The sequence below is a fragment of the Streptomyces sp. NPDC051913 genome, assembly GCF_044593635.1.
Taxonomy (GTDB): Bacteria; Actinomycetota; Actinomycetes; order Streptomycetales; family Streptomycetaceae; genus Streptomyces.
In genome coordinates this window covers 1-26,811 of the sequence record NZ_JBIUCI010000004.1, presented here as the reverse complement: position 1 = coordinate 26,811, position 26,811 = coordinate 1, and the positions used below count along the sequence as shown (strand labels likewise).

The following is a 26,811-nucleotide window of genomic DNA, read 5'->3' as shown; positions in this document are numbered from 1 at the left end:
CTGCTGTGGGTCCGCCGTCGGCCGGTGCCCTGATGGTGCTTTCGGCACCGGCCGGCGACTACGCGAGGGCTATTCGACCGATAGTGATCATCTCTTTCGTACGACGACGAAGTCGGCGAGCGCCGTGAACTGCGCCCGTACCCGGTCGGGCATGTCGACGGCGTTCAGGGCCTCGATGGCGATGGTGTGCTGACGACGTGCCTCCTGGGCCGTCCAGTCCCGGCCGCCGGCCTCCTCGATGAGGGCGGCGCGGGCCGCGAACTCCTCCTCGGAGAAGTTCTCGAAGTCGCTGCTCTTGGCGTCGGCGGCGAGGATCTCGCCGAGTCGCTCGGCGGCGGGACCGTTCGCCGCGAGGGCGGCCACGACCGGCAGGGACTTCTTGCGCTGGCGCAGGTCGCTCCAGGTCTGCTTGCCGGTGGCGACCGGGTCGCCCCAGATGCCGAGGAGGTCGTCCACGGCCTGGAAGGCGAGGCCCAGGTGGTAGCCGTACTTCTCCAGGGTGTCGGCGGTGCGGTCGTCCGCGCCGCCGAGCACGGCGCCGATGGAGCTGGCGCAGGCCAGCAGGGCGCCGGTCTTGTTGCCCTCCATCTCCAGGCACTCCTCGACGCTGACGCGGTCGCGGTGCTCGTAGGAGATGTCCTGGGCCTGGCCGTCGATGAGGGCCCGGGTGGCGGTGGTCAGCCGACGGGTGGCGCGGCCGGCCTCGACGGTGCCGAGCTCCAGCAGGACCTCGTTGGCGAGGGCGAACATGGCGTCGCCGACGAGGATGGCCTGGGCGGGGCCGTGCACCTTCCAGACGGTGTCGCGGTGCCGGCGCTGCTCGTCGCCGTCCATCAGGTCGTCGTGCAGGAGCGAGAAGTTGTGGACCAGTTCGACGGCGACGGCGCCGGGGATGCCGACCTCGGGGGCGGCGCCGGTGATCTCGGCGGAGAGCACCGCGAGCGCGGGGCGCACGGCCTTGCCGCCGTCGCCGGCCGTGGGCTTGCCGTCGGCGTCGATCCAGCCGAAGTGGTAGGCGGAAACGGTGTCCATGGGAGCGGCCAGGCGATCGATCGCCGCCCGCAGTACCGGTGTGGCCAAGGTCCGGCCGCGCTCCAGCAGCGCGGTCACGTCCACCGCCTCGGCAGCCTTCGAGGCCGGGGGAACAGTGGGCACAGTCTCTCCTCTTGTTGCGGTACCGGGGGTGCGGGGACCTGCCGCGCCATGCTGATCGAGCATCAGGCCGCCTCCTCGACGTCGAAGAGGTGGCTCGGGCGGGGCCGGCCCAGGGCGCTCAGCGCGGCGTCCGCCGCCTGCACGCCGCTGCGGACCGCACTCTCCATGGTCGCGGGCCACCCCGTGGCGGTCCACGCTCCGGCCAGGTAGAGGCCGGGTGCTCTGGTACGGGCGCCGGGCCGCAGCCGTCCGACGCCGGGGGCGGGATCGAACGTCGCCGTGCGCTCCCTGGTGACGAAGAAGTCCCTCACCTCGGCACCACGAGTGCCGGGCAGCAGCCGCTCCAGCTCCGGGAGGTACCGCTCCCGGAGTACGGCGACGGGCTCGTCGATCTCGTCCTGTGCCGCCGACTGGGACAGCGCGAGGTACTGGCCCTCGCGCAGTCCGGAGGCGTCGGTGCGGTCGAAGACCCACTGGACCGGGGTGCCGAGGGCCGCGAAGAACGGTCGGTGGAGCACCTTGCGGTCGTAGACGACATGCACGTTGAGGATCGGCGCGGTGCCGATCCGCAGAAGATTTTCCGGCGCGTCCAGCGCGCCCTCGGGCAGCAGGTCATGGGCCTCGCGCTGGGGTACGGCGAGGACGACCGAGTCCGCCCGCAGCGTCTCGCCGGGAACCTCGACGCGCCAAGCCCCGTTCTCGTCAGTGGAGATGGAGGTGACGCGTGTACGGACCTCGGTACGGACACCCGCGGAGTCGAGCGCCTTGCGGGCCAGCCGGTCGTGCAGTTCACCCAGCGGGACGTGCGCCCATCCGATGTCGGCCGCACCCGGGTCGGACAGCAGACCGGTCTTGAACACCATCGCGGCGAGCCCCAGTGAGGCGTCGCCCGCGACCGCGTTGAGGGTGGCGACCCCGACCAGGTCCCACAGGGCCTCGACGGCACGCGCCGACTGACCGTGCGCGGTCAGCCAGCTGCCGAAGTCCTGTGCGTCCAGGTCCGGATCGGCGAGGTCGAGCCCCTTGAGCGCGAGCGCGGCCCGCCCCACCCTGGCCCGGTCGGCGAGCGAGAGATGCGGGTACGTGGCGAGGCTGCGCCCCAGATGCAGGGGCACCGGCAGCGCGTCGCGCCGCAGTCTGCCGAGCCGTCGCCCCTCGGGCTTGTCGACGTCGAGTACGGGCACGTCGAGACGATCCTGCAACGGCGCCAGCGCGGCCCCCTCGATCCGGTCGAGGAACCAGCGGTAGGCGGTGCAGCAGCGCAGATAGACATGCTGTCCGTTGTCGACGGTCAGTTCGCCGCGCTGGAAGGAGAAGGCTAGCCCGCCGAGGCGGGGCCGGCCTTCGAGCAGGGTGACGCGGACACCCGCGTCGGCGAGGGCGAGCGCGGCGGTGATCCCGCCGAGCCCGCCGCCGATCACGACGGCGTCCCGCCCGGACTGATGGCCGTCGGTCATCGTGCACCCTCCCCTGCGCGGCCGCCGCGGTGCTTGAACGGTGCACGGTCGGCCGTTGCAGTCAGGGACGCCGCGCCCTGCCGGAGGGTTGCCTGCCGCTTTTCCCGGGTGGCATCACCTTGGACCGTTTTGTCCATCAGGCGCGCCTCCTGACGGTCCTGCGCGTCACATGCCGTGCGTCCAGCCCGGACAGTCCCCGTACGGCGACGTACGCCTTCTCCCGCCCGGGCAGCGAGACCCGGCCGCGCAGCACGGCCTCCGGGTCGCGCTCGATGCGGTCCAGGAGGCGGCGGTAGATCCCGGCCATGGCGGCGACACAGGCGCCGCTGCGCCGGTCGAGCATGGGCAGGAGCCGGTAGCCCTCGGCGAAAAGGGCGCGGGCCCGTCGCACTTCGAAGTGCACGAGGCCCGCGAAGTCGGAGCCTTCCGGCGGTCTCGGCCCGTTGAACCCGGCCGAGCAGCCGAACTTCGCGAGATCGTCGGCGGGCAGATAGGTGCGTCCGCCCAGGGCGTCCTCACGGACGTCCCGCAGGATGTTGGTGAGCTGAAGCGCGAGCCCGAGCGTGTCGGCGTACTCCGGCGCGCGCTCGACGCCGCGCGCCCCGGGTTCCGTACCGAACACCCCGAGCGAGAGCCGTCCGATGGCGCCCGCGACACAGCGGCAGTAGACCTTCAGGTCGTCCCAGGTCTCGTAGGTCTCGCCGCGGACGTCCATCAGGACGCCGTCGATCAGCTCGTCCAGGCCGCCCAGCGGGATCGGGAACGCGGTGGCGGCGTGGGCCAGGGCGACCGCGACCGGGTCGGTGTCGTCCTCGTCGACCACGCCGTCACGGACCCGGGCCAGCATCGCCCGGGTGTCCTCCAGCCTGGCGGCCTTGACGTCCGGCGGCAGGGTGCCGTCGCCGATGTCGTCGACGCGGCGCGAGAAGGCGTACAACGCCGACATCGCGCGCCGCCTGGGCATCGGCAGCAGCCTGATGCCGTACGCGAAGTTCCGCGCCTGCTGTCCGGTCACGGCCTCGCAGTAGCTGTAGGCGGCGAGTACCGGTGCGGACACGTGTGGTTCGGCCTCCACGGTCCGGATCACCCCTCTCCTCGCAGAGTCACGCCCACCTCACGCAGCAGCTGGAGCTTGCCGGGCTTGGGCGGGCCGGGAAGTACGTCGTATTCGGCGGCGGCGATCGCGCGGATCGCCGCCCTTCCCCCCGCCACGAACCCTGCGAGCAGCAGCTTCAACCTGCCGTGGACGCTACCCACCAGGGGGGCGCCTTCATTCAGGAGACAGCGGGCGCGTTCTGCTTCGTGGGCGACCAGTGCGCGCACCGGTGCGCCCGCGGTCCTCGTGGCGAGATCCGCCTCCTGGACATGGAAGCGTTTCATGTCCTCGGCGGGCAGATAGATGCGGTCGCGGCCGAGGTCCTCGGTCACGTCCTGGAGGTGTTCGACGATCTGGAGCGCCGTGCAGATCGCGTCCGAGAGCCGGATCCGCTCCGGGGTCGAGGTGCCGGTGACGCCGAGGACCAGGCGGCCCACGGGGTTGGCCGACAGTTCGCAGTAGGCGAGCAGGTCGTCGTAGGTCTCGTACCGCTTGACCAGCTGGTCCCGGCGGTTCGCGGCGATCAGGCCGAGGAAGGGCTCGGGGGGCAGCGCCCGGCGGCGGACCGTGGGCTGCAGGCGGCGCAGCAGCGGGTGGCGGGGTTCGCCGGTGAAGACCCGGTCGAGGTCGGCCTCGAAGGCGTCCAGCAGCTCCAGACGATCCTCGGCCTTCGCGGCGGAAACGCCGAGGAGGCGGGCGTCGGCGCCGCCGGGGGCGAGGTCGCCGTCGCCGATGTCGTCGACGAGGCGGGCGAAGCCGTAGACGGCCATGAGGTCGGCGCGCCAGGCCCGGGGCAGGAAGAAGGGGGCCACGGGGAAGTTCTCACCCGCGGCCTTGTCCAGCGTGCCGCGCTCCGGATCCGAGGCGCGTGCCGTCTCTGTTCCCGTCACCGCCGACTGCCCGGGCCGAGGACGGCACATGCGTTGAGCTGGGGAGTTTCCGTAGCCATAGCCGTCACATCTCCCGTTCTACACCGCCGACCCAATACACACTATTTCGGACACGCCGCCCGGCTTTCCGTGCGGCGGCCCTGACAGAGGGTGTCGGGCATTATCGCCCCACTTGCCGCTATTCGGGACCGGTACAGCTTACGTTGTACAGCGCGGTGTGGATCGTCGGGGTGTCCTGCGCATCACAACAACACACCGATTGACTTCAAGATTCCTGCGGGGTACCGAAGTTGACGTTTCCTTTGCAGACGCGGGGCCCCGCCGGAGCAGTTCCGGCGGGGCCCTGCGAAGCGTCGTGGGCCGATACACCGAGGCCCTTGTGGACTACTTGCCCGTGAACTTCTCGTACTCCTTGAGGACCTCGTCGGTCGGGCCGTCCATGCGCAGCTCGCCGCGCTCCAGCCACAGGACCCGGTCGCAGGTGTCACGGATCGACTTGTTGTTGTGGCTGACCAGGAAGACCGTGCCGGCCTCCTTGCGCAGTTCCCGGATGCGCGCCTCGGAGCGCTTCTGGAACTTGCGGTCGCCGGTGGCCAGGGCCTCGTCGATCATCAGGACGTCGTGGTCCTTGGCGGCGGCGATGGAGAAGCGCAGCCGGGCCGCCATGCCGGAGGAGTAGGTGCGCATGGGCAGGGTGATGAAGTCACCCTTCTCGTTGATGCCCGAGAAGTCGACGATCTCCTGGTAGCGCTCCTTGATCTGCTCCCGGGACATGCCCATGGCGAGCCCGCCTAGTATGACGTTCCGCTCGCCGGTGAGGTCGTTCATCAGGGCGGCGTTGACGCCGAGCAGCGAGGGCTGGCCGTCCGTGTAGACCTTGCCGCTCTCGGCGGGCAGCAGACCGGCGATGGCACGCAGCAGGGTGGACTTGCCGGAGCCGTTGGAACCGATCAGGCCGATGGCCTCGCCGCGGTAGGCGATGAAGGAGACCCCGCGCACGGCGTGCACCTTGCGCACACCGCGTTCCTCGCCGCGCTTGACGATGCGGCTCAGGGCCGCGGTGGCGCTGCCCTTGCCGGACTTGGCGCCGTTGACGCGGTAGACGATGTGGAGGTCGTCCGCGATGACGGTGGGACGGGGGTCCCGGGGGGCGGTCTGCTGCTCGGTCTCAGCCACGGCCGTACCTCTCTTCCGCCTTCCAGAAGTAGACGAATCCGAAGGCCCCGGCGAGCACCGCCCAGCCCAGCGCGAAGAGCCACACGTGCGGGGGCAGGTACTCGGAGCCGTAGCCGTCGATCAGCGCGAAGCGGATCAGGTCCATGTAGATGGCGGCGGGGTTCCACTGCAGGACCTCGGTGACCCAGCCCGGCAGGTCCTTGCCGGCGAGCATCGCGGGGATGCTGAACATGACACCGGACGCGTACATCCACGTACGCAGCACGAACGGCATCAGCTGGGCGAGGTCGGGGGTCTTGCTGCCCATGCGGGCGAAGGTCAGCGCGAGGCCGGTGTTGAACACGAAGTGCAGGGTCAGCGCGGGCAGGACCAGCAGCCAGGACAGACCCGGGTAGCTGCCGAACGCCACCATGATCAGGACCAGCACGATCATCGAGTACAGCAGCTGCTGGAGCTGCTGGAGGGCGAACGAGATCGGCAGGGACGCCCGCGGGAAGTGCAGCGCCCGCACCAGGCCCAGGTTTCCGGAGATCGCGCGCACGCCCGCGAGCACCGAGCTCTGGGTGAAGGTGAACACGAACACACCGGTCACCAGGAACGGCACGTAGATGTCGTGCGGGATGCCCTTCCGGGCGCCCAGCAGCAGACCGAAGATGAAGAAGTAGACCAGCGCGTTGAGCAGCGGCGTGGCCACCTGCCACAGCTGGCCGAGCTTGGCCTGGCTGTACTGGGCGGTCAGCTTCGCCCGCGAGAACGCGAGGATGAAGTGGCGCCGGTCCCAGAGCTGGCGGACGTACTCGACGAGTGAGGGGCGGGCACCGCTCACGGCCAGCCCGTACTTGGCGGCGAGCTGTGCCGCCGTGAGGCCCTCGTCGGGCGACGGAGGCGCGGTCACCGCGACTCCGCCGTCATGCGTTGTCTCACTCACTGGTGGAAACTTTCGTCTTCGAGATGCGTCGAGATGCGCAGCCTGCGCGGCTTGGGCATGAGCCGGGGCCGGGTGTCGGCCCGGCCGTTCCCTGGTTCGAGCTTGTCAGATGACCGGGGGCCGGCCCAGTCGGGTCAGCCGCCACACGGTACGCCACTTCATGGGCTTGCGTGGGCCGCACGTGGTGGTCCAACCTTCCCGGAATCCACCGAACCATGCCTTCAGCGCAGGCCGGGAGGGGCGGCGCAGCAGGGTGAGCAGCAGCCAGACCCCGAGGTAGACGGGGACCAGGAGCGCGGGCAGGTTGCGGCGGGCGAGCCAGACCCGGTTGCGGGCGACCATGCGGTGGTAGACCGCGTGCCGCGAGGGCGCGGTCGTCGGGTGGTACAGCACCATGTCGGACCGGTAGTCGATCATCCAGCCCGCGTCGAGGGCCCGCCATGCCAGGTCGGTTTCCTCGTGCGCGTAGAAGAACTCGTCCGGCAGGCCGCCGACTTCGGCGAAGACCTTGGTGCGGACGGCGTTGGCGCCGCCGAGGAAGGTGGTCACGCGCGAGGAGCGCATGGGGTCGGCGGCGCGCAGCCGGGGAACGTGGCGGCGCTGGGTGACGCCGGTGTCCGGGTCGGCGATGCGGAAGCTGATGATGCCGAGCTTCGGGTCCTCGGTGAACGCCGTGCGGCACAGCTCGGCGGTGTCGTGGTTCGCCAGGAGGCCGTCGTCGTCGAGGAAGAGCAGTATGTCGACGTCGCGGCCGCTGGGGCCGAAGGCCTCGATGCCGACGTTGCGGCCGCCGGGGATGCCGAGGTTCTCGGGCAGCTCGATGGTGCGCACACCCGCGGGGACGTCCGGCACGGGCGAGCCGTTGCCCACGACGACCACCTCGACGCGGTCGCCGTCCTGCTTGGCGACCGAGTCCAGCAGGGCTCGCAGCTCCTCGGGCCGGTTGCCCATCGTGATGATGACGGCGCCGACCTTCATGGGGGCGCTCACTTGAGCCTGCTCGACGCGAGGATGGACACCAGGTGCAGCAGCGTCTGGAGCAGGGCGATGCCGGCCAGTACGGCGACACCGAGCCGCGAGAAGAACAGGTCGCCGCGCATGTTGTCCACGACCGCGAGGACCAGGATCAGCAGGGACGCCTCGATACCGAGGATGAGGCGGTGGAACTTCAGCAGGGACGCGGCCTTGCGGGCCAGCGCCATGCCGGAGGAGCGCATCTCGGCCGCCGACTCCTGGACCGGCGGCTTGCCGGTCTGGTGCCGGGCGACGCCGACGAGGTCGGTCTCCGCCTTGATCAGGATGGCGCCGAGCGCGGCGAGGGTGCCGAGGAACGCCCACAGCCAGTCGATACGGCCGCTGCCGAACAGGTCGGCCGCGCGCAGACCGAAGCCGACGAGGACGGCGGCGTCGGTCAGATAGGCGCCGACCCGGTCGAGGTAGACGCCGTTGAGCGAGTACTGCTTCTTCCAGCGGGCGATCTCGCCGTCGACGCAGTCGAGGAGCAGGTACATCTGCACGCAGACCACGCCGAGCACGGCCCCCGGGATCCCCGGCACGATCAGTGCCGGGGCCGCGAGGACGCCGAAGACGGTCATCAGGTACGTGAGCTGGTTGGGCGTGACCCTGGTGTTCACCAGGTAGCGGTCCACCCGCAGGGACACCTCGCGCATGTAGAGGCGCCCCATCCAGTGCTCACCGCTGCGCCGGTCCTTCACCCCTGCGGGGTGCACGACCGGACGGAGTTCAGCTACCGATGGTCTTGACATAGTCGACGTAGAGATCCTTGATCTGGTCGGTCTTGAGGTCGAGGTGTTCGAGGATCGTGTACCGGCCGGGCCGGGTCTCCGGAGCGAACTCCACGGCGCGGACGAACTCGTCCACCGAGAAGCCGATCTCCTCCGGCAGTACCGGCAGTCCGTGCCGGCGCAGTACCGAGGCCATGTACGCCGACTCCTCGTGCGCACCTCGCAGGAACATCGCGAAGGTGGCGCCGAGGCCGCACTGCTCGCCATGCGCGGCGGCGCGCTTGGGGAAGAGCAGGTCGAAGGCGTGGTTGATCTCGTGGCAGGCGCCGGAGGACGGGCGGGAGTCGCCCGAGACCGACATCGCGATACCGCTGAGCACGAGCGCCTCGGCGAGCACCTGGAGGAAGTCGGTGTCCCCTATGCCGCCGGGGTGCCTGAGCACGGCCTCGCCTGCCTGGCGGGCGATCGAGGCGGCGAGGCCGTCGATCTTCTCGCCCTTGACGCGGTTGGCCAGCTCCCAGTCCGCGATCGCGGAGATGTTGGAGACGGCGTCGCCGATACCGGCCCGCACGAAGCGGGACGGGGCCTCGTGGATGACGTCGAGGTCGATGACGACCGCGATCGGGTTCGGCACGCCGTAGGAGCCGCGGCCCGCGTCGTTGTCGAGGGTCGCGACCGGCGAGCACAGGCCGTCGTGCGCGAGGTTGGTCGGCACGGCGACCAGCGGCAGGCCGACCCGCGCCGCGGCGAACTTGGCGCAGTCGATGATCTTGCCGCCGCCGAGGCCCACGACCGCGTCGTAGTGGCCGGCCTTTATGGCGCTCGCCAGCTGCACCGCGTCGTCGAGGGTGCCGCCGCCGACCTCGTACCAGCTGGCGCCGGGCAGCGAGGGTTCGAGCCGCTTGCGCAGCTTGGCGCCGGAACCGCCGCTGACGGCGACGGCGAGCCTGCCGGAGTGCGAGATGCGCTCGTCGGCGAGAACGCCGACCAGGTCGTCGAGGGCACCCGGGCGGATGTCGACGACGACCGGCGCAGGGATGAGCCGGGTCAGTAGAGGCACGCGATCTCCCGTCCGCGGGCGAGATCGTCGTGGTTGTCGATCTCCACCCACTGAACGTCACCGATCGGCGCGACGTCGATCCTGAAGCCGCGGTTCACCAGTTCCTGGTACCCGTGCTCGTAGAACTGCTGCGGGTCCGTCTCCCAGACCGTCTTCAGCGCGTCGGCCAGTTCGGGGGCGGCGTCGCCCTCGATGAGCGTGACGCCGATGTACTCGCCGGTGGCCTCGGCGGGGTCCATCAGCTTGGTGATCTTCGTCATGCCCTTCCCGGGGTCGACGACGACCTTCATCTCCTCGTCCGCGAGGGACTTCACCGTGTCGAGGGCGAGGATGATGCGCTTGCCCTCGCCGCGGGCGGCGAGCAGCGTCTTCTCGACGGAGACCGGGTGGACGGTGTCGCCGTTGGCGAGGATCACGCCGTCCTTGAGGGCGTCACGGCCGCACCACAGGGAGTACGCGTTGTTCCACTCCTCGGCCTTGTCGTTGTCGATGAGCGTGAGCTTGAGGCCGTACTTGGCCTCAAGGGCCTCCTTGCGCGCGTACACGGCCTCCTTGCGGTAGCCGACGATGATCGCGACCTCGGTCAGCCCGATCTCCGCGAAGTTGCCGAGAGTGAGGTCGAGAACCGTGGGTTCGCCCTCTATGCCCGCGGGGCCCACCGGCACCAGAGCCTTGGGAAGGCTGTCGGTGTAGGGGCGCAGACGCCGTCCGGCGCCGGCCGCCAGCACGAGGCCGATCATGCGGGTTCTCCTTCATCGTGTACGGCGGGCGCCCCGGAGGACACCCAGAAGCGGATGCTCTCGACGAGCACCACGAGGGCGACGGCCACGGCCAGAGCCGTGAGCGCGACCTTGAACTGCGAGGCGGTGAGCACCGCGGCCAGGACGGTGACGAGCAGCGTCCGCCCCTCGTGCCCCCCGATGGCGCGCACCAGCCAGGCCGGGGACGCGCCGGCGTTGCCGCGGATGCGGTACACCGTGTCGTAGTGATGGTAGGCGACCGCCGACACCAGCCCGAAAGCCGCAGGAAGGGCTCCGTTCACGTCTGCCCCGGCCGCCAGCACCAGGACGGTGCCGTACTCGGCGGCCCGGAAGAAGGGCGGGACGAGCCAGTCGAGGGCGCCCTTGAGGGGGCGGGCGACGGCGAGGGCGGAGGTGACGGCGTAGACGGCGGCGCCGATGATCGGCCACGGTCCGCCGAAGTCGGTGAACGCGGCGGAGGCGACGAGGGCGAGGCCGCCGAGGAGGGCCACCGCGGGGGCCGTGAAGCCGGGGAGCTTGCGCGCGGGGTTCTTGAGGGCGCCGGCGAGGGCCTGGGCGAGCGGGCCCGAGTCCGCGAGGTCGGCCAGCGCCTGTGCGGCCCGGTCCGTGCGCCGCGCCCTACGCGTCAGCGACCGCAGCACGCGGCCGGCCGTGGTGTAGGTCGCCGCGAAGGCGCAGCCGACGAGGAGCGCGTAGAAGGTGATCCGCGGGGTGGTCAACGCCGTGAGGACCGCGATCATCGCCCAGCGCTCACCGATCGGGAGCACGATCATGCGCCGTACCCACACCGTCCAGCCGACGCTGTCGAGCTTGTCGGAGAGGGCGGCGGTGGGGCTGGTGTTGGCGGTGGCGTCGTGGTTGGCCTCGTTGAAGGAGAAGTCGACGACGTGCCGGCAGGTCTGCAGGACCATCGCCCCGAGCGCCAGCGCCCACACGTCGTCACCGCCGCGAGCCGCGCCCAGCGCCAGTCCGGCGTAGTAGGCGTACTCCTTGGCCCGGTCGAAGGTGGCGTCCAGCCAGGCACCGAGCGTGGAGTACTGGAGCGAGTAGCGGGCGAGCTGGCCGTCGGTGCAGTCCAGGACGAAGGAGAAGATCAGCAGCAGACCGGCCGCGACGTACCCGGCCCGGGTGCCCGTCGCCGCGCAGCCCGCGGCGATGAGGGCGGTGACGAGCGAGGCGGTGGTGACCTGGTTCGGGGTCAGACCCCGGCGGGCGCACCAGCGGGCGATGTAGCGGGAGTACGGGCTGATGCAGTACGTGGTGAAGAAGCCGTCGCGGGACTTCACGGCCGACTTCAGGCGTACGGCTTCGTCGTCGACGGCGGCGACGGCCTGCCGTGCCTCGTTGCGGGCCTGCGGGTCGGCCGGGACCACGGCGACGAGACTGCCGAGCTCGGGGTGGTGCACTCCGGCGTCGTCCGCGTCCAGCGCGGTGACGATCCGGTCGGCGAGGCTGTCCACGACGAGTGCCGTCCCGCCGCCCGCGCTGTTCTCCCGGGCCATCGCGCGGGTCAGGGCCTGGCGGCCGGCCGGCTGGGCCGTGACGGCGCCGGGGATCGCGGCGAGCGGGAAGCGCGGGTCGGTCAGACCGAGGCGCAGGGCGTGCAGATGGCCGACGAAACCGGCGTCGACGACGGCGACCCGCTGGTCACCGGGCACCTGGGCGAGGAGCGTCTCGGTCTCGGTGGCGTCGGAGGCGGTCCGGACGTCGAAGCCGAGGGACCGCAGATCGCCCTCGATCGACGATCCGGGGACCGGCTGACCGGTGAGGATGGCGGTCGACAACCGAACTCACTCCCTGGGTGCCGACGTCTGCACGTCGGCGGGTACACGGTGGGGGCGCCCCTTACCGGTGACGGCCGGGCGGCATGTCGGCAGAGGCTATCGGATGCCGGGAAGCCCGCGTTCACCGCCCGTTCACGGGCCGATCCACGGCGGCTCCCCCGGCCTTTGCCGCGATCATCATGGGTGATCACGGGCCCCGCCCACAAACCGCGTCCCGCGGGATCGGGCATCCGGGACATAGCGTCCGTCGCCGTGGCCTCGACATAGGGTGGGCGACCATGACATGGCTGATCACAGGCGGAGCGGGATACATAGGGGCCCATGTGGCGCGGGCCATGACGGAGGCCGGTGAGCGCGTCCTCGCGCTGGACGACCTGTCGGCCGGGGTTCCCGCGCGGCTGCCGGCGGACGTGCCGCTCGTGCGGGGGTCGTCGCTCGACGCCGGGCTGCTGAAGCGGGTGCTGGCCGAGCACGAGGTGACCGGCGTGCTGCACCTGGCCGCGCGCAAGCAGGTCGCCGAGTCGGTGGCGCAGCCGACGCGCTACTACCAGGAGAACGTCGGCGGTCTGGCGACGCTCCTCGACGCGGTCGCCGAGGCCGGGGTGGGGCGGTTCGTGTTCTCCTCGTCGGCGGCCGTCTACGGCAATCCCGACGCCGGGCTGATCACGGAGGAGACCCCGTGCGCCCCGGTGAACCCCTACGGCGAGACGAAGCTCGCCGGGGAGTGGCTGGTCCGGGCGGCCGGACAGGCGCACGGGATCTCCACCGTGTGTCTGCGGTACTTCAACGTGGCGGGGGCCGCGGCGCCGGAGCTGGCGGACACGGGCGTCTTCAACATCGTGCCGATGGTCTTCGACCGGCTCACCCGTGACGAGGCCCCGCGGATCTTCGGTGACGACTACCCGACGCCGGACGGCACCTGCGTCCGCGACTACATCCATGTCGCCGACCTGGCCGAGGCGCATCTCGCGGCCGCCCGCCGGGTCGTCGACCGGGCGGGCGACCTGACCGTCAACATCGGCCGCGGCGAAGGTGTCTCCGTACGGGAGCTGGTCACGGTCATCGGCGAGGTCACCGGCGACCGGCGGGAGCCCGTCGTGGAACCCCGGCGTCCCGGCGACGCCCCCGTCTCGGTCGCCTCGGCCGAGCTGGCCGCCCGCGAGCTCGGCTGGACCGCCCGGCGCGGGGTGCGGGAGATGATCGAGTCGGCGTGGGCCGGCTGGCGGCTGCACCACGGCCAGTGAACTGAGGGCGCCCTGACCTGCGCTTCGTTTACGCAGGTCAGGGCACATGACAACGGTGTTCAGTGCCGCGTTGCCGGATACCCCCCACCCGTAGTTCACTGTGAAGCCGGGCGGAGATCACAGGAGGCGGCTTCCATGGGGGCAGGGCACGATCACGGGCACGCGCACTCGCATGCGCCGGCCGGCGGTACGGCGACCGCGGCGTACCGCGGCAGGCTGCGGGTGGCGTTGTCGATCACGCTCACCGTCATGGTGGTCGAGATCGTCGGCGGCATCATGGCGGACTCCCTCGCGCTGATCGCGGACGCGGCGCACATGGCGACGGACGCACTGGGCCTGGGCATGGCGCTGATGGCGATCCACTTCGCGAGCCTCCCGCCGAGCGGGACGCGCACCTTCGGGTACGCCCGCGCCGAGATCCTCGCCGCGCTCGCCAACTGTCTGCTGCTGTTCTGTGTCGGCGGCTATGTCCTGTACGAGGCCGTCCAGCGGTTCCTCACCCCGGCCGGCACCGAGGGCGGACTGACCATCGTGTTCGGTGCGATCGGCCTGGTCGCCAACATGATCTCGCTGTCCCTGCTGATGCGGGGCCAGAAGGACAGTCTGAACGTCCGCGGCGCGTTCCTGGAGGTCGCGGCGGACGCCCTCGGCTCGCTCGCGGTGATCATCTCGGCGGTGGTGATCCTCACCACCGGCTGGCAGGCCGCCGACCCGATCGCCTCGCTCGTCATCGGCCTGATGATCGTGCCCCGCACCTGGAAGCTGCTGCGCGAGACCCTCGACGTACTCCTGGAGGCGGCCCCGAAGAACGTCGACATGAACGACGTACGGACGCACATCCTGGCCCTGGACGGCGTCGAGGACGTCCATGACCTGCACGCCTGGACCATCACTTCCGGGATGCCGGTGCTGTCCGCGCACGTGGTGGTGCGCTCCGACGTCCTGAACGCGATCGGGCACGAGAAGATGCTCCACGAGCTCCAGGGCTGCCTGGGCGACCACTTCGACGTGGAGCACTGCACCTTCCAGCTGGAGCCGGGCGGGCACGCGGAGCACGAGGCCCGGCTGTGCCACTGAGGGTCCGGTCCGGGAGTCCGGTAAGTCCGGCAGGGGACGGAATGCAGCGATCCGGTGCACGGTGGCGTCCTCGACCTCACAGTGCGCCCCGGACGGTTCCCCGTCCGCCGCGCCGGGCACGATCAACGGCCGGGAGTGTCGTGTCAGTACGGCACACTTGGGGCGCGTAAGACCGATGCGAAGGATGGGTATGCCGATCACACCTGCCACCGCGACGCACAGTTCGTCGAACGGCACCGCTGACCCGATTCTGCTGGAACTGGTCGACGAGGACGGCGTCACGATCGGCACCGCGGAGAAGCTCGCCGCCCATCAACCACCCGGGCAACTGCACCGCGCCTTCTCCGTGTTCCTCTTCGACGAGCAGGGCCGGCTGCTGCTCCAGCAGCGGGCGCTGGGCAAGTACCACTCCCCCGGCGTGTGGTCCAACACCTGCTGCGGCCATCCCTACCCGGGCGAGGCGCCCTTCGCGGCGGCGGCCCGGCGGACGTACGAGGAGCTGGGCGCGTCCCCGTCGCTCCTCGCGGAGGCGGGGACCGTGCGCTACAACCACCCGGACCCGGAGTCGGGCCTGGTGGAGCAGGAGTACAACCACCTCTTCGTCGGGATGCTCCAGGCGCCGCTGCGCCCGGACGCGGAGGAGGTCGGCGCGACGGCCTTCGTGACCCCGGCCGAACTCGCCGAGCGGCACGCACGCGACACCTTCTCGTCCTGGTTCATGACGGTCCTGGACGCGGCCCGCCCCGCGGTCCGCGAACTGACCGGCCCCGGCGCCGGCTGGTAGCGAGTTCTAGAGCACACGCACCGGAGCGAGCGGCAGGGCGGCCCAGATCACCTTGCCGCCGTTCGCCGTGTGTTCGACGTCGCAGACGCCGCCGGCCTCGCGCGTGACCTCCCGCACCAGCAGCAGTCCGCGGCCACCGGTCTGCGCGTGGTCCGCCTCCAGGGCGGTCGGCCGGTAGGGGTGGTTGTCCTCGACGGACACCCGCACCCACTCGGCGCCTACGGCGACCTCCACGGCGAGCATCGGCGACAGCAGGGCCGCGTGCCGCACCGCGTTGGTGACCAGCTCGGAGACGATCAGCAGGAGCCCCTGCACGAGATCGTCCGAGACCGGCACCCCCTGCCGCAGCAGCAGGTCACGCACGGCGTGCCGCGCCTGCGGGACCGAGGCGTCCACGGCGGGGGCGGTGAACCGCCAGACGCCCTCGTAAGGCAGCGGGTCCCGGTCCGCGCCGCCTGGTGGACGTGGGCCTGACCCACGCCCGCGGTTCTCCATCGTCCGGTCGCCACCCTCGCGCTCGATTGTCACCACACGTCGAGTGTTGGTAACGCGTCGCTCCACTCTCGATGACTGAACAGAAGTCAGCGCATATCGAGCGTTTGTGATCCCCAATGCCGGACGCGGCCTCATGCAGGACCGTTTCTGTCCGGGTCGTGCCGCGTTCGCGAACTATTCGGGTTGTACGGGTTTGGTGGCACCCTCGTCCGTTTCGCTCCCTCCGCCGCCCTCGGCGGCGAGCCGGTCGGAGACCATGCCGACGATGCGCCGGCCGCCGTAGCCGGTGGCGATCAGACCGAGGCCGTCGAAGAGCAGCGCGAGCGAGAAGAAGCAGCCGATGACGTACTTGCTGCTGCTCGGCCAGGAGGCCAGCACGAGGATGCCGAGGAGCAGACCGAAGGCGCCCTGCACCAGCGTCCAGCCGAACTGCGGCCCCCGCACCACCAGGCTGCCGGCCAGCCGGAACACCCCACCGGTGAGGAAGAGCAGCGCGGCGAACATGGTCAGCGCCGCGGCCGCGGCCTCGGGACGGCTGATGACGACCACGCCGGCCGCGATGTTCAGGGCGGCGACGACCACGCCGAGCCAGAAGAAGTTGGTGCCGCGCGCCTGGATCGCGTGCAGCAGGCCCACGACGCCCCCGATGAGCAGCAGCCAGCCGAACAGGATCATCGAGGTGAGCGTGGCCACTCCGGTGTAGATCAGCCCCACGAGTCCCGCGAGGACCAGGATCACGCCGAGTGCGGCCAGCCAGCCGAAGTCCCGGCTCAGCTTCGCGGTCTCGTCCGTGCGTTTACCGGCCCTGCCCTTGCCGTCCCTGTCCATCGGCACCTCCTCGCGCGGGAGCCCCTTGCCGATCGTACGGAAGGCGGGTGCGGTTAGCATCCGGCCATGGAGCCCCAGCTGCAGCACGGCGTGACCGAATCGGTCGCCACCGTCGTCATCCGCCACCCGGCCAAGCGCAACGCCATGACGGCCGCGATGTGGCGGTCGCTGCCGCCGCTGCTCGACATGCTGGCCGCCGATCCGGACGTACGGGCCCTGGTGCTGACCGGTGAGGGCGGCACGTTCTGTGCCGGGGCCGACATCTCCACGCTGCGCGGGTCGCCGGAGGAGGCGCAGGGGCTGGCGGTCGCCGCCGAGGAGGCGCTCGCGGCTTTTCCGAAGCCGACGTTGGCCGCGATCCGCGGGCACTGCGTGGGCGGCGGCTCACAGCTCGCGGCGGCCTGCGATCTGCGGTTCGCGCAGGAGGGCTCGCTGTTCGGGGTCACACCGGCCAAGCTGGGGATCGTGTATCCGGCCTCCTCCACGCGGCGGTTGACTGCGCTGGTGGGGCCGTCCGCCGCCAAGTACCTGCTGTTCTCGGGCGAGTTGATCGACGCGGAGCGGGCCCTGCGCACCGGCCTCGTGGACGAGGTGCTGCCGGAGGGCGAACTGGACAAGCGGGTCGCCGAGTTCACCCGGATCCTGGTGTCCCGCTCGCAGTTGACGCAGGCGGCGGCGAAGGAGTTCGCGGGCGGACTGACGGACCGGGACGCCCACTGGACCGAGCAGGCGCGCGGCAGCGGCGACACCGCGGAGGGCGTCGCCGCGTTCCTGGAGCGCAGGCAGCCGCGCTTCACGTGGACTACGTCAGGATGAAGCGGCTCTTCGTGCGGAACTCCTCCACGAGGTGCGCGGGGGCCTTCTCCGGTGAGCCGGAGTCGTAGGGCGGCTGCGGGTCGTACTCGGTCAACAGCTGTACGGCCTGGGCGTGTTCGTCGCCGGCGAGCCTGCCGAGCAGGGTGAGCCCCATGTCGATGCCGGAGGAGACGCCGGCCGCGGTGACGTACTTGCCGTCGAGGACGACCCGCTCCCCCGTCGGCTCCGCGCCGAACTGCCTCAGGTGGTCCAGGGCCAGCCAGTGCGAGGTCGCGCGGCGGCCCGTCAGCAGTCCGGCGGCGGCCAGCAGGAGGGAGCCGGTGCACACGGACGTCGTCCAGGTGCTGGTGGCGTCGGCGCTGCGCAGCCAGTCGAGCAGCACCGGGTTCTCCATCTGCGGGGTCTGCCCAGGCCCGCCGGGCACGATCACGATGTCCGGGTTCGGCACCTCGGCGAAGGTCCGGTCGGCGGTGAGGGCGAGGTTCCCGGTGTCGGTGCGGTGCGGTCCGGTGCGCTCGGCGACGAAGACGGTCTCCGAGTCCGGCGCTCGGCCGAGGGTCTCGTAGGGGCCGACGGCGTCGAGGGCGGTGAAGCGGTCGAACAGGACGATGGCGATCTGCACGGTTTTCGAGGTCCCTTCAGTGGGCCGGTACCGGGTGGAACCGGCGGCGGTACTCGGCCGGTGACGCGCCGAGTGTTCGGACGAAGGCGCGGCGCATCGCCTCGGGGGTGCCGTAGCCGCTGGCGCGGGAGATCTCCTCGACGCCGTCGGTGGTGTCCTCCAGCAGGCGCCGGGCGTGTTCGAGGCGGACCCGGTCGACGTAGCGGCCGGGGGTCGTGCCGGTCTCGGCCTGGAAGGCGCGGGCGAAGTGGCGCGGGGAGAGCCGGGCGCGGGCGGCGAGGGACTCGACGGTGAGGTCGGCGCCCGGGTGCTCGCTGATCCAGCGCTGGACCTCGCGCAGGGGCTCGCGCCGCGCCGTCTGCACGGCCAGCTGGGCGCTGAACTGGGCCTGGTTGCCGGGTCGGCGGAGGAAGACGACCAGATGGCGGGCGATCGTCAGCGCCACGTCCCGGTCCAGGTCCTCCTCGACCAGTGCGAGGGCGAGGTCGATGCCCGAGGTGACGCCGGCGGAGGTGGCGACCTTGCCGTCCCGGATGTAGATCGGGTCGGGTTCGACGTCGACGGCCGGGTGATCGCGGGCGAGCGTGTCGCTGTAGGCCCAGTGGGTGGTGACGCGGTGGCCGTCGAGGAGGCCCGCCTCGGCGAGCAGGATCGCTCCCGTGCACACCGAGACCAGCCGCTCGGCACGCGGCCCGTTCGCGCGCAGCCACGCGGTCAGGCGCGGGTCGGGGCGCCGGGTCCCCTGTCCGCCCGGGACGAGCAGGGTGTGCGGGACGGGAGCGTCGGACAGGGCCAGATCCGGTACGACGGTCAGACCGCTGGAGGTGCGCACGGGGGCGCCGTCCAGGGACGCGGTACGGATGCGGTAGGTGCCCGGCGTGTGGTGCTCGGCCCCGGCGAACACCTCCAGGGGGCCGGTGACATCGAGGCTCTGCACCTCGTCGAAGAGGACGACGAGGACGGTTCGCTGCGTCATGCCGTCGATTCTTCGCGGGCCGCGCAATGGCCGCAACGACGAGTACCCCACCTTTCCTGCCATGGTCCGCCGCATCGACCCCGCCGACCCATGGGCTACGTACCAAGCGGTTGGTAACCTGCCGGGCATGACTTCTGCCGCCCTTGAGCCGCGGTCCGGCCGCCGCTGTCACAACGTGCTCAACTCCCTGCACGCCACCTCCTACTTCGCCCCCGAGCTGGGCACCGAACTGGCGGGGATCGGGATCACGCACCCCCGGGCCGTCAACTTCGCGGTGCGGGCCGCCGCGCTGGGGCGGGTGGGCGCCGGAACGGTCACGGCGGCCTTCTACAACTACCGGCACGAGCTGGTGGCCCGGCATGTCCCCGCGGTGTGGGAGACCGCCTCGCCGGAGGCCGTCCTCGCGGCACGCACGCGTGCCGTGGACACGTCCCTGAGGCGACTGCTGGGCGAGGAGGCGGTCACCTCCCCGGAGATCGCGGAGGCCGCGGAGCTCGCGCTGCGGGCCGCCGAGGCCTGTTCGCGCAGCGCCCGTCCGCTGTACGCGGCGCACGCGGACCTGCCGGTGCCCGAGGAGCCGCACCTGGCGTACTTCCACGCCGCGACCCTGCTGCGTGAGCACCGGGGTGACGGCCATCTCGCCGCGCTGCTGGCCGCGGGCCTCGACGGTCTGGAGGCCCTGGTGACGCACACCGCGACCGGGCGGGGCATGACCCCGAAGTGGGTCTTCACCACGCGCGGCTGGACCCAGGACGACTGGGACGCGGCGACCCGCCGCCTCAGGGACCGCGAGCTGCTGGACCACAGCGGCGAGCTCACCGAGCGGGGTGCGGCGCTGCGCGCGGAGATCGAGGACATGACGGACCGCCTGGACCGGGCGCCGTACGAACACCTGGGCGCGCGGGGCGTGGCCCGTCTGACGGAACTCGGCACAGGGTTCGCGCGGGCGGCCATGGCGGCGGGCGCGTATCCGGCGGACCTGATCGGGAAGGGCTGAGGCCGGACACGGACGGTGGGGTGCATGGCGTGGCACGAGTGAGGTACTCAGGGCCCGTCCGGTCGTCGTGGCCGGACGAGGAAAGGAGATGCTCGTGTTCCGTGCCATCGCTGATGTCCTGCGCCAGATCGGCGGCGCCCTCGCCACCGTCGTGACGCTGCCCTTCCGGGCCCTGGCCCGGCTCTTCGGCGGAGCCTCGGGCTCCACCCGGAGCCGCCGCGCCTGATGGCCGCGCCCTGATCCCCCGATGTCCGTGCCACCTGCCACAATTGCCGCGCAACCTCAGTGAGAAGGCGGTACGGGATCGTGACGACACGCACCCCCATCGGCGTTGGGTCCATCGAAGGAAGGATCGCCGAGGAGCTCGGCGTAAGGGAGCGGCAGGTCAAGGCCGCCGTGGAGCTGCTCGACGGCGGTTCGACGGTGCCCTTCATCGCCCGCTACCGCAAGGAAGCGACCGAGATGCTCGACGACGCGCAGCTGCGCACGCTCGAGGAGCGGCTGCGCTATCTGCGGGAGCTGGAGGAGCGGCGGACCGCGATCCTCGAGTCGGTGCGCGAGCAGGGCAAGCTCACCGAGGAGTTGGAGGCGCAGATCCGCGGCGCCGAGACCAAGGCGCGCCTCGAGGACATCTACCTGCCGTTCAAGCCCAAGCGGCGCACCAAGGCGCAGATCGCGCGCGAGGCCGGGCTGGAGCCCCTCGCCGAGGGGCTGCTCGGCGACCCGACGGTGGACCCGCTCGCCGCTGCCGCCGCGTTCGTCGACGCCGACAAGGGCGTCGCCGATCCGCAGGCCGCGCTGGACGGCGCCCGGGCCATCCTCACGGAGCGGTTCTCCGAGGACGCCGACCTGATCGGCGACCTGCGTGAGCGCATGTGGGTGCGCGGGCGGCTGGCCGCGAAGGTGAAGGACGGCAAGGAGGAGGCGGGCGCCAAGTTCGCCGACTACTTCGACTTCTCCGAGCCGTTCAAGGACCTCCCCTCGCACCGCATCCTGGCGATGCTGCGCGGCGAGAAGGAGGACGTCCTCGACCTCGTCCTGGAGCCCGAGGAGGCGACGGAGGGACCTTCGTCGTACGAGGGGATCGTCGCCCACAGGTTCGGCATCACCGACCGTGGCCGCCCCGGCGACAAGTGGCTCAAGGACACGGTCCGTTGGGCCTGGCGCACCCGCATCCTCGTGCACCTCGGCATCGACCTGCGGCTGCGGCTGCGCACGGCCGCCGAGGACGAGGCGGTCGACGTGTTCGCCAAGAACCTCCGCGACCTGCTGCTCGCCGCCCCGGCCGGCACGCGTTCGACGCTGGGCCTCGACCCCGGCTTCCGTACGGGTGTGAAGGTCGCCGTCGTCGACGCCACCGGCAAGGTCGTCGCCACGGACGTCATCCACCCGCACGTCCCGGCCAACAAGTGGGACGAGGCGCTCGCCAAGCTGGCCGTGCTCGCCGCCCGGCACTCGGTCGAGCTGATCGCGATCGGCAACGGCACGGCGTCCCGTGAGACCGACAAGCTCGCCGGTGAACTCATCACCAAGCACCCGGAGTTGAAGCTCACCAAGGTGATGGTGTCCGAGGCGGGCGCGTCGGTGTACTCGGCCTCCGCGTTCGCCTCGCAGGAGCTGCCCGACATGGACGTGTCGCTGCGCGGCGCGGTCTCCATCGCGCGCCGCCTCCAGGACCCGCTCGCCGAGCTGGTGAAGATCGACCCGAAGTCGATCGGTGTCGGCCAGTACCAGCACGACCTGTCCGAGGTGAAGCTGTCGCGTTCGCTGGACGCGGTGGTCGAGGACTGTGTGAACGGCGTCGGCGTGGACGTGAACACCGCGTCCGCCCCGCTCCTCGCGCGTGTCTCCGGCATCACCTCCGGGCTCGCCGAGAACATCGTGTCGCACCGCGACTCCAACGGGCCCTTCACCTCCCGTACGGAGCTGAAGAAGGTGGCCCGGCTCGGCCCCAAGGCCTACGAGCAGTGCGCGGGCTTCCTCCGCATCCGCGACGGTGTCGACCCGCTGGACGCGTCCAGCGTGCACCCGGAGGCCTACCCGGTCGTCCGGCGGATGGTGAAGACCTCCGGGCAGGAGGTCGCGTCCCTCATCGGCAACACGGGTGTGCTGCGTTCGCTGCGGCCGCAGGAGTTCGTGGACGAGACGTTCGGTCTGCCCACGGTCACGGACATCCTCAAGGAGCTGGAGAAGCCCGGGCGCGACCCGCGGCCCGCGTTCAAGACGGCCACCTTCAAGGAGGGCGTCGAGAAGATCTCCGACCTCGCTCCCGGGATGGTGCTGGAGGGCGTGGTGACGAACGTGGCGGCCTTCGGGGCGTTCATCGACGTCGGTGTCCACCAGGACGGGCTGGCGCATGTGTCCGCGCTGTCGAAGACGTTCGTGAAGGACCCGCGCGATGTGGTCAAGCCCGGTGACATCGTCAAGGTGAAGGTGCTGGACGTCGACATCCCGCGGAAGCGGATCTCGTTGACGCTGCGGCTCGATGACGAGAAGGCTCCGCAGGGTCAGCAGGGTGGCGGGGGTGAGCGTCGGCAGCGGGGTGGGCGGCCGCCTCAGCAGCGGCAGCAACAGCGGCAGGCTCCGCCGGCCAACGGGGCTATGGCTGACGCCCTCAGGCGTGCGGGGTTGTTGGACCCGAAGAAAAAGGGGCGGTAGCGGTTTGTGGGGAACTGCGGGCCGGTTGTGGCTGGTCGCGCAGTTCCCCGCGCCCCTGGGTAAGGGACCCTCGAGGCGATTTCAACGCTCCGTCACCTTGCCCGCAGCTACCTCCAAACGGCGCGTCACCCTCACCGCGTCCAGCATCCTGCGGTCGTGGGTGACCAGGAGGAGCGTGCCCTCGTAGGCGTCCAGGGCCTGTTCCAGTTGTTCGATGGCCGGTAGGTCCAGGTGGTTGGTCGGCTCGTCCAGCACCAGGAGGTTGACGCCTCTGCCCTGGAGCAGGGCCAGCGCCGCGCGGGTGCGCTCTCCCGGGGACAGGGTCGCCGCCGAGCGCAGTACGTGGTCCGCCTTCAGGCCGAACTTGGCCAGCAGGGTGCGGACCTCGGCCGGCTCGGTGTCCGGGACGGCCGCCCCGAAGGCGTCCAGCAGCGACTCCTCGCCGTGGAACAGCTTGCGCGCCTGGTCGACCTCACCGATCAGGACGCCGGAGCCGAGCGAGGCCTGGCCGGCGGTCAGCGGCACCCTGCCCAGCAGTGCGGCCAGCAGGGTCGACTTGCCGGCGCCGTTCGCGCCTGTCACCGCCACGCGGTCCGCCCAGTCGATCTGGAGGGAGACCGGGCCCAGGGTGAAGTCGCCGCGCCCTACCTCCGCGTCGCGCAGGGTCGCCACGACCGACCCCGAGCGGGGCGCCGAGGCGATCTCCATCCGCAGTTCCCACTCCTTGCGGGGCTCCTCGACCACGTCGAGCCGTTCGATCATGCGCTGGGTCTGGCGGGCCTTCGCGGCCTGCTTCTCGCTGGCCTCGCTGCGGAACTTGCGGCCGATCTTGTCGTTGTCGTTGTTCGCCTTGCGGCGGGCGTTCTTGACGCCCTTGTCCATCCAGGAGCGCTGCATCTGGGCCCGGTCCTGGAGGGCCGCCTTCTTGTCGGCGTACTCCTCGTAGTCGTCGCGGGCGTGCCTGCGGGCCACGTCGCGCTCCTCCAGGTATGCCTCGTAGCCGCCGCCGTAGAGGTTGATCTGTCCCTGGGCGAGGTCGAGTTCGAGGACCTTGGTGACGGTGCGGGTGAGGAACTCGCGGTCGTGGCTGACGACGACGGTGCCGGCGCGCAGACCGCTCACAAAGCGTTCCAGGCGTTCCAGGCCGTCGAGGTCGAGGTCGTTGGTGGGCTCGTCGAGGAGGAAGACGTCGTAGCGGGACAGGAGCAGGGAGGCGAGTCCGGCGCGGGCCGCCTGGCCGCCGGACAGGGAGGTCATCGGCTGGTCGAGGTCGACGCTCAGGCCGAGGGAGTCGGCGATCTCCGCGGCGCGTTCGTCGAGGTCGGCGCCGCCGAGGTCGAGCCAGCGCTCCAGACTGGTGGCGTAGGCGTCGTCCGCGCCGGGCGCGCCGTCGACGAGGGCCTGGGTCGCCTCGTCCATGACGCGCTGGGCCACGGCGACGCCGGTGCGGCGGGCCAGGAACTCCCGGATCGTCTCGCCGGGGCGGCGCTCCGGTTCCTGCGGGAGGTGGCCGACGGTGGCGGTCGGCGGGGAGAGCCTGAGCTCTCCCTCCTCCGGTGCGGTCAGCCCGGCCAGCAGCCTGAGCAGGGTGGACTTGCCGGCGCCGTTGGCGCCGACCAGCCCGATGACGTCACCGGGTGCGACGACGAGGTCGAGTCCGGTGAACAGGGAGCGGTCGCCGTGGCCGGCGGCGAGGTTCTTGGCGACGAGGGTGGCAGTCATCAGGGGACCGATTTTAGCGAGGCCGGCCGGTGGGTCCGCCCCGGCTTCTCGGCGCCTCCCCGTCAATGGGCCATCGCCTCCACCAGCACGCTCCCCGACGTCCGGGCGACCACGAAGGCCTCCCCCTTCACCGCCTTCGCGTCCAGGACGATGCGATGCCGGCCCGCTTCCAGGACGCCGTCGAAGACCTCCTGGGCGTGGGTGCGGAAGAACCGGTCGAGACGGTACGCGGTGAGCCGTACCCGGCAGGGCGAGGTGACCTCGACGCCCGCCTCGCCGTCGGCGGCCACCAGGCGGGTCAGCCGGCGCTGTTCCTCGGGGCTGCGGTCGAGGGCGTGTTCGATCTGGGCGACGAGCAGGGGGACGATCGGGGCGAGTCCGTTCACGTAGGTCACGTGCACGCCCGCGCGGTCGAAGGCGCGGCGCACGGAGGCCCGCTCCGCCTCGCCGATCCCCCGGCCGAAGGCGACGGCTCCGTATCCGCGCAGCTCGTCGGCGGGGACACCGTCGGCGTCGTGGGCGATGTCGGCGCCGATGCCGATGGTGCGCAGGGCGGCGGCGAGCTTGGCGAGGAGGGCGACGCGGGCGCCGATCAGCAGGACGCGGCGGGGCCGGCTCGCGGTGTCGGAAGAGAGCAGGGAGTCGAGGGCCGCGCGGTAGTCGGCGCCGTGGAACCGGAAGGGGCCGATCCCGTGGTAGCCGTTGAGCTGGAGGTCGGCCAGCTCGTCGGTCTGCCAGGCGAAGTCCCGCCAGATGTAGTCGGCGCCCTCCTTCTCGATGACGGCGGTGACGGCTCCGCAGGCGAGGTCCTCGCACTCGGGGCAGCCGTAGATGACATAGCGCCCGCCCGGAAGCGGGGCGTCCGTCTCCAGCAGGAGACTGCGGACCTGGGCGGTGAAGATCGAGGGTGGTACGTCCGAGGCGAGTGGGGAGACGGCGTCGAGGTCGGAGAGCTGGAAGAGCAACGGTCGTCCGTCGACGATGAAGTCCACGAAGTCGCGGTGGACTTGGTAGTCACCGTTGACGAGGACTCCACCGGCACGCATCGCCGGTGCCAGGCCGAAGGTCGCGTACTCGGCAGACATGCTGCGAGTATTCCCTCAGCAAGCGCCCTCTGAGCACGGCATGACACATTCCGCTACGTTTCGGTCGTGGACGGTGAGATGAGCGGCGAGATCGTGGTGGTCGGCGGTGGTGTGGTCGGGCTGACGACCGCCGTGGTGCTGGCCGAGCGTGGGCGTCGGGTGCGGGTGGTGTCCCGGGACCCGGTCGAGCGGACCACCTCGGCGGTCGCCGGGGCGCTGTGGTGGCCGTACCGGATCAGGCCGGTCGCGTCGGCACGCGCGTGGGCGCTGCGCTCGTTGGACGTGTACGAGGAGCTGGCGGCGGACCCGGACCGTACCGGCGTACGCATGGTCGAGGGGGTGCTGGGCGAGGAAGAGCTGGACGACGGGTTCGGCTGGCTGACCGCCCGGCTGCCGGGGCTGCGGCCGGTCACCGCCGAGGAGTACGCCGGGACCGGACTGTGGGCGCGGCTGCCGCTGGTCGACATGGCGGCGCATCTGCCGTGGCTGCGGCGGCGGTTCGTGGCGGCGGGCGGGGTGGTCGAGACGCGTACGGTGTCCGATCTGGCGGAGGTCGAGGCACCGGTGGTGGTCAACTGCACGGGCCTCGGGGCGGCCGAGCTGGTGCCGGACCCTTCGATGGTGCCGGTGCGGGGGCAGTTGGTCGTGGTGGAGGACCCGGGCATCCGGACGTGGATGGTGTCGAAGGGCGCCGACGGCGAGATGGCGTACTTCTTCCCGCAGCCGGGGCGGCTCCTGCTGGGCGGTACGGCGGTCGAGGGCGAGTGGTCCACGGAGCCTGATCCCGACGTGGCGGAGGCGATCGTACGGCGGTGCGCGGCACTGCGCCCGGAGATCGCGGGGGCGCGGGTGCTGGACCATCGGGTGGGGCTGCGTCCCGCGCGGGACGCGGTCCGGCTGGAGCGTGAACTCCGGCCGGACGGGCGGGTGTTGGTGCACAACTACGGGCACGGCGGGGCGGGCGTGACGGTGGCGTGGGGGTGCGCGCAGGAGGCGGCGGAGTTGGCCACCGCCTGAATCCCGCCGGGCGGGACTTCGCGGACACGACCTAGGTGTATTGATCACGAGCGTTGTTGACACTGGCGGGCCTTGAACATGGCGAAGACCTCCGATGTGGTGGAGCTGTCTAGGAACACACCGCACGGAGGTCTTCGTGTCCCACCGTAATGCCCGGCTGACCGTTCATGGCAGGCGGCTACTCGTCGAACGGGTCCGCTCGGGCCGTCCTGTGGCTCATGTGGCCGCCGAGATGGGCATCTCGCGGGCCACGGCCCACAAATGGATCCGCCGCTGGCGCCACGAAGGCGAGGCGGGACTGGTTGACCGCTGCAGCAGGCCGCACCGGACACCGCACCGCACCCCGGCGACGATGGAGGACCGGGTGTGCCGGCTGCGGCGGGAGCGCAAGCTCGGCCCGGCCCGCATCGGCCCCATCCTGGGCCTGCCCGCCTCCAC

The 26,811-nt window shown here is 71.3% G+C and carries 27 protein-coding genes; 9 read left to right on the top strand and 18 right to left on the bottom strand.

Features of this window, described 5'->3' with window-relative positions; genetic code table 11:
- Window positions 1-87: 87 nt before the first annotated feature.
- From ACIHIX_RS12780 to ACIHIX_RS12725, 12 genes are all read right to left on the bottom strand, one after another.
- Complete coding sequence (locus tag ACIHIX_RS12780; protein ID WP_399953878.1) at window positions 88-1,155, bottom strand: polyprenyl synthetase family protein; 1,068 nt, start codon at window positions 1,153-1,155, stop codon at window positions 88-90.
- Between the two features lie 62 nt (window positions 1,156-1,217).
- Entirely contained in the window at window positions 1,218-2,612 is a 1,395-nt protein-coding gene (gene hpnE / locus ACIHIX_RS12775; RefSeq protein ID WP_399953876.1) for a hydroxysqualene dehydroxylase HpnE, read from the bottom strand.
- Window positions 2,609-2,749 (bottom strand): DUF6380 family protein, encoded by a 141-nt coding sequence (locus ACIHIX_RS12770; protein ID WP_399953874.1) that lies wholly within the window; start codon window positions 2,747-2,749, stop codon window positions 2,609-2,611. Before ACIHIX_RS12770 ends, hpnE begins: the two co-directional genes overlap by 4 nt.
- A complete protein-coding gene (hpnD, locus tag ACIHIX_RS12765; protein WP_399953872.1) occupies window positions 2,749-3,699 on the bottom strand; it encodes a presqualene diphosphate synthase HpnD in 951 nt (316 codons plus the stop codon). The genes ACIHIX_RS12770 and hpnD overlap by 1 nt, the downstream gene beginning before the upstream one ends.
- On the bottom strand, window positions 3,696-4,598 hold the full coding sequence (gene hpnC, locus ACIHIX_RS12760; protein WP_399953870.1) for a squalene synthase HpnC: 903 nt from the start codon (window positions 4,596-4,598) through the stop codon (window positions 3,696-3,698). Before hpnC ends, hpnD begins: the two co-directional genes overlap by 4 nt.
- 384 nt (window positions 4,599-4,982) lie before the next feature.
- Window positions 4,983-5,774, bottom strand: a complete 792-nt coding sequence (locus tag ACIHIX_RS12755; RefSeq protein ID WP_399953868.1) for an ABC transporter ATP-binding protein — start codon at window positions 5,772-5,774, stop codon at window positions 4,983-4,985.
- Window positions 5,767-6,702 carry an ABC transporter permease gene (locus ACIHIX_RS12750; protein ID WP_399953866.1) on the bottom strand — a complete coding sequence of 312 codons (936 nt, stop codon included), beginning with the start codon at window positions 6,700-6,702 and terminating at the stop codon, window positions 5,767-5,769. The genes ACIHIX_RS12755 and ACIHIX_RS12750 overlap by 8 nt, the downstream gene beginning before the upstream one ends.
- Window positions 6,703-6,807: 105 nt before the next feature.
- Window positions 6,808-7,680, bottom strand: coding sequence for a glycosyltransferase family 2 protein (locus tag ACIHIX_RS12745; RefSeq protein ID WP_399955563.1), 873 nt, complete (start codon window positions 7,678-7,680; stop codon window positions 6,808-6,810).
- A gap of 8 nt (window positions 7,681-7,688) precedes the next feature.
- On the bottom strand, window positions 7,689-8,468 hold the full coding sequence (locus ACIHIX_RS12740) for a CDP-alcohol phosphatidyltransferase family protein (protein WP_399953864.1): 780 nt from the start codon (window positions 8,466-8,468) through the stop codon (window positions 7,689-7,691).
- Window positions 8,446-9,507, bottom strand: a complete 1,062-nt coding sequence (locus tag ACIHIX_RS12735; protein ID WP_399953862.1) for an iron-containing alcohol dehydrogenase family protein — start codon at window positions 9,505-9,507, stop codon at window positions 8,446-8,448. The genes ACIHIX_RS12740 and ACIHIX_RS12735 overlap by 23 nt, the downstream gene beginning before the upstream one ends.
- Window positions 9,495-10,247, bottom strand: coding sequence for a sugar phosphate nucleotidyltransferase (locus ACIHIX_RS12730; RefSeq protein ID WP_399953860.1), 753 nt, complete (start codon window positions 10,245-10,247; stop codon window positions 9,495-9,497). Before ACIHIX_RS12730 ends, ACIHIX_RS12735 begins: the two co-directional genes overlap by 13 nt.
- Window positions 10,244-12,052 carry a DUF5941 domain-containing protein gene (locus ACIHIX_RS12725; RefSeq protein WP_399953858.1) on the bottom strand — a complete coding sequence of 603 codons (1,809 nt, stop codon included), beginning with the start codon at window positions 12,050-12,052 and terminating at the stop codon, window positions 10,244-10,246. The genes ACIHIX_RS12730 and ACIHIX_RS12725 overlap by 4 nt, the downstream gene beginning before the upstream one ends.
- 278 nt (window positions 12,053-12,330) lie before the next feature.
- Here ACIHIX_RS12725 and galE point away from each other — a divergent pair, with 278 nt between their 5' ends.
- From galE to idi, 3 genes are all read left to right on the top strand, one after another.
- The gene (gene galE / locus ACIHIX_RS12720; RefSeq protein ID WP_399953856.1) at window positions 12,331-13,296 is read left to right on the top strand and encodes a UDP-glucose 4-epimerase GalE; all 966 of its coding nucleotides are present in this window, start codon (window positions 12,331-12,333) and stop codon (window positions 13,294-13,296) included.
- Between the two features lie 135 nt (window positions 13,297-13,431).
- Complete coding sequence (locus ACIHIX_RS12715; RefSeq protein ID WP_399953853.1) at window positions 13,432-14,373, top strand: cation diffusion facilitator family transporter; 942 nt, start codon at window positions 13,432-13,434, stop codon at window positions 14,371-14,373.
- Window positions 14,374-14,563: 190 nt separating this feature from the next.
- The gene (gene idi / locus ACIHIX_RS12710; RefSeq protein WP_399953851.1) at window positions 14,564-15,157 is read left to right on the top strand and encodes an isopentenyl-diphosphate Delta-isomerase; all 594 of its coding nucleotides are present in this window, start codon (window positions 14,564-14,566) and stop codon (window positions 15,155-15,157) included.
- Window positions 15,158-15,163: 6 nt separating this feature from the next.
- Here idi and ACIHIX_RS12705 read toward each other — a convergent pair whose 3' ends face one another.
- Window positions 15,164-15,652: an ATP-binding protein gene (locus ACIHIX_RS12705; RefSeq protein ID WP_399955561.1), complete on the bottom strand. Its 489-nt coding sequence runs from the start codon at window positions 15,650-15,652 to the stop codon at window positions 15,164-15,166.
- A 174-nt stretch (window positions 15,653-15,826) separates the two neighbouring features.
- Entirely contained in the window at window positions 15,827-16,480 is a 654-nt protein-coding gene (locus tag ACIHIX_RS12700) for an HdeD family acid-resistance protein (RefSeq protein WP_399955558.1), read from the bottom strand.
- Window positions 16,481-16,546: 66 nt separating this feature from the next.
- Between ACIHIX_RS12700 and ACIHIX_RS12695 the strand changes: the two genes are divergently transcribed.
- A complete protein-coding gene (locus ACIHIX_RS12695; protein WP_399953848.1) occupies window positions 16,547-17,296 on the top strand; it encodes an enoyl-CoA hydratase/isomerase family protein in 750 nt (249 codons plus the stop codon).
- Here ACIHIX_RS12695 and ACIHIX_RS12690 read toward each other — a convergent pair.
- Together ACIHIX_RS12690 and ACIHIX_RS12685 are read right to left on the bottom strand one after the other, a co-directional pair.
- Window positions 17,283-17,918 (bottom strand): DJ-1/PfpI family protein, encoded by a 636-nt coding sequence (locus ACIHIX_RS12690; RefSeq protein ID WP_399953845.1) that lies wholly within the window; start codon window positions 17,916-17,918, stop codon window positions 17,283-17,285. The genes ACIHIX_RS12695 and ACIHIX_RS12690 overlap by 14 nt on opposite strands.
- A 16-nt stretch (window positions 17,919-17,934) precedes the next feature.
- Window positions 17,935-18,894 (bottom strand): GlxA family transcriptional regulator, encoded by a 960-nt coding sequence (locus ACIHIX_RS12685; RefSeq protein ID WP_399953842.1) that lies wholly within the window; start codon window positions 18,892-18,894, stop codon window positions 17,935-17,937.
- Window positions 18,895-19,021: 127 nt separating this feature from the next.
- Here ACIHIX_RS12685 and ACIHIX_RS12680 point away from each other — a divergent pair, with 127 nt between their 5' ends.
- The 3 genes from ACIHIX_RS12680 to ACIHIX_RS12670 all read left to right on the top strand — a co-directional run bounded on the left by ACIHIX_RS12680 (window position 19,022) and on the right by ACIHIX_RS12670 (window position 22,549).
- On the top strand, window positions 19,022-19,891 hold the full coding sequence (locus ACIHIX_RS12680) for a hypothetical protein (RefSeq protein WP_399953839.1): 870 nt from the start codon (window positions 19,022-19,024) through the stop codon (window positions 19,889-19,891).
- A gap of 94 nt (window positions 19,892-19,985) precedes the next feature.
- Window positions 19,986-20,117 carry an LPFR motif small protein gene (locus tag ACIHIX_RS12675; RefSeq protein WP_399953836.1) on the top strand — a complete coding sequence of 44 codons (132 nt, stop codon included), beginning with the start codon at window positions 19,986-19,988 and terminating at the stop codon, window positions 20,115-20,117.
- A gap of 80 nt (window positions 20,118-20,197) precedes the next feature.
- Entirely contained in the window at window positions 20,198-22,549 is a 2,352-nt protein-coding gene (locus tag ACIHIX_RS12670) for a Tex family protein (protein ID WP_399953833.1), read from the top strand.
- Between the two features lie 81 nt (window positions 22,550-22,630).
- Here the strand turns inward: ACIHIX_RS12670 and ACIHIX_RS12665 are convergent, their stop codons facing one another.
- Both ACIHIX_RS12665 and ACIHIX_RS12660 read right to left on the bottom strand, forming a co-directional pair.
- Window positions 22,631-24,271: an ABC-F family ATP-binding cassette domain-containing protein gene (locus ACIHIX_RS12665; RefSeq protein WP_399953832.1), complete on the bottom strand. Its 1,641-nt coding sequence runs from the start codon at window positions 24,269-24,271 to the stop codon at window positions 22,631-22,633.
- Between the two features lie 62 nt (window positions 24,272-24,333).
- Window positions 24,334-25,356 carry an oxidoreductase gene (locus tag ACIHIX_RS12660; RefSeq protein WP_399953829.1) on the bottom strand — a complete coding sequence of 341 codons (1,023 nt, stop codon included), beginning with the start codon at window positions 25,354-25,356 and terminating at the stop codon, window positions 24,334-24,336.
- Window positions 25,357-25,434: 78 nt separating this feature from the next.
- Between ACIHIX_RS12660 and ACIHIX_RS12655 the strand changes: the two genes are divergently transcribed.
- Window positions 25,435-26,373, top strand: a complete 939-nt coding sequence (locus tag ACIHIX_RS12655) for an FAD-dependent oxidoreductase (RefSeq protein ID WP_399955555.1) — start codon at window positions 25,435-25,437, stop codon at window positions 26,371-26,373.
- A gap of 136 nt (window positions 26,374-26,509) precedes the next feature.
- The coding region (locus ACIHIX_RS12650; protein WP_399953826.1) for a leucine zipper domain-containing protein at window positions 26,510-26,811 on the top strand (302 nt) is incomplete at its 3' end.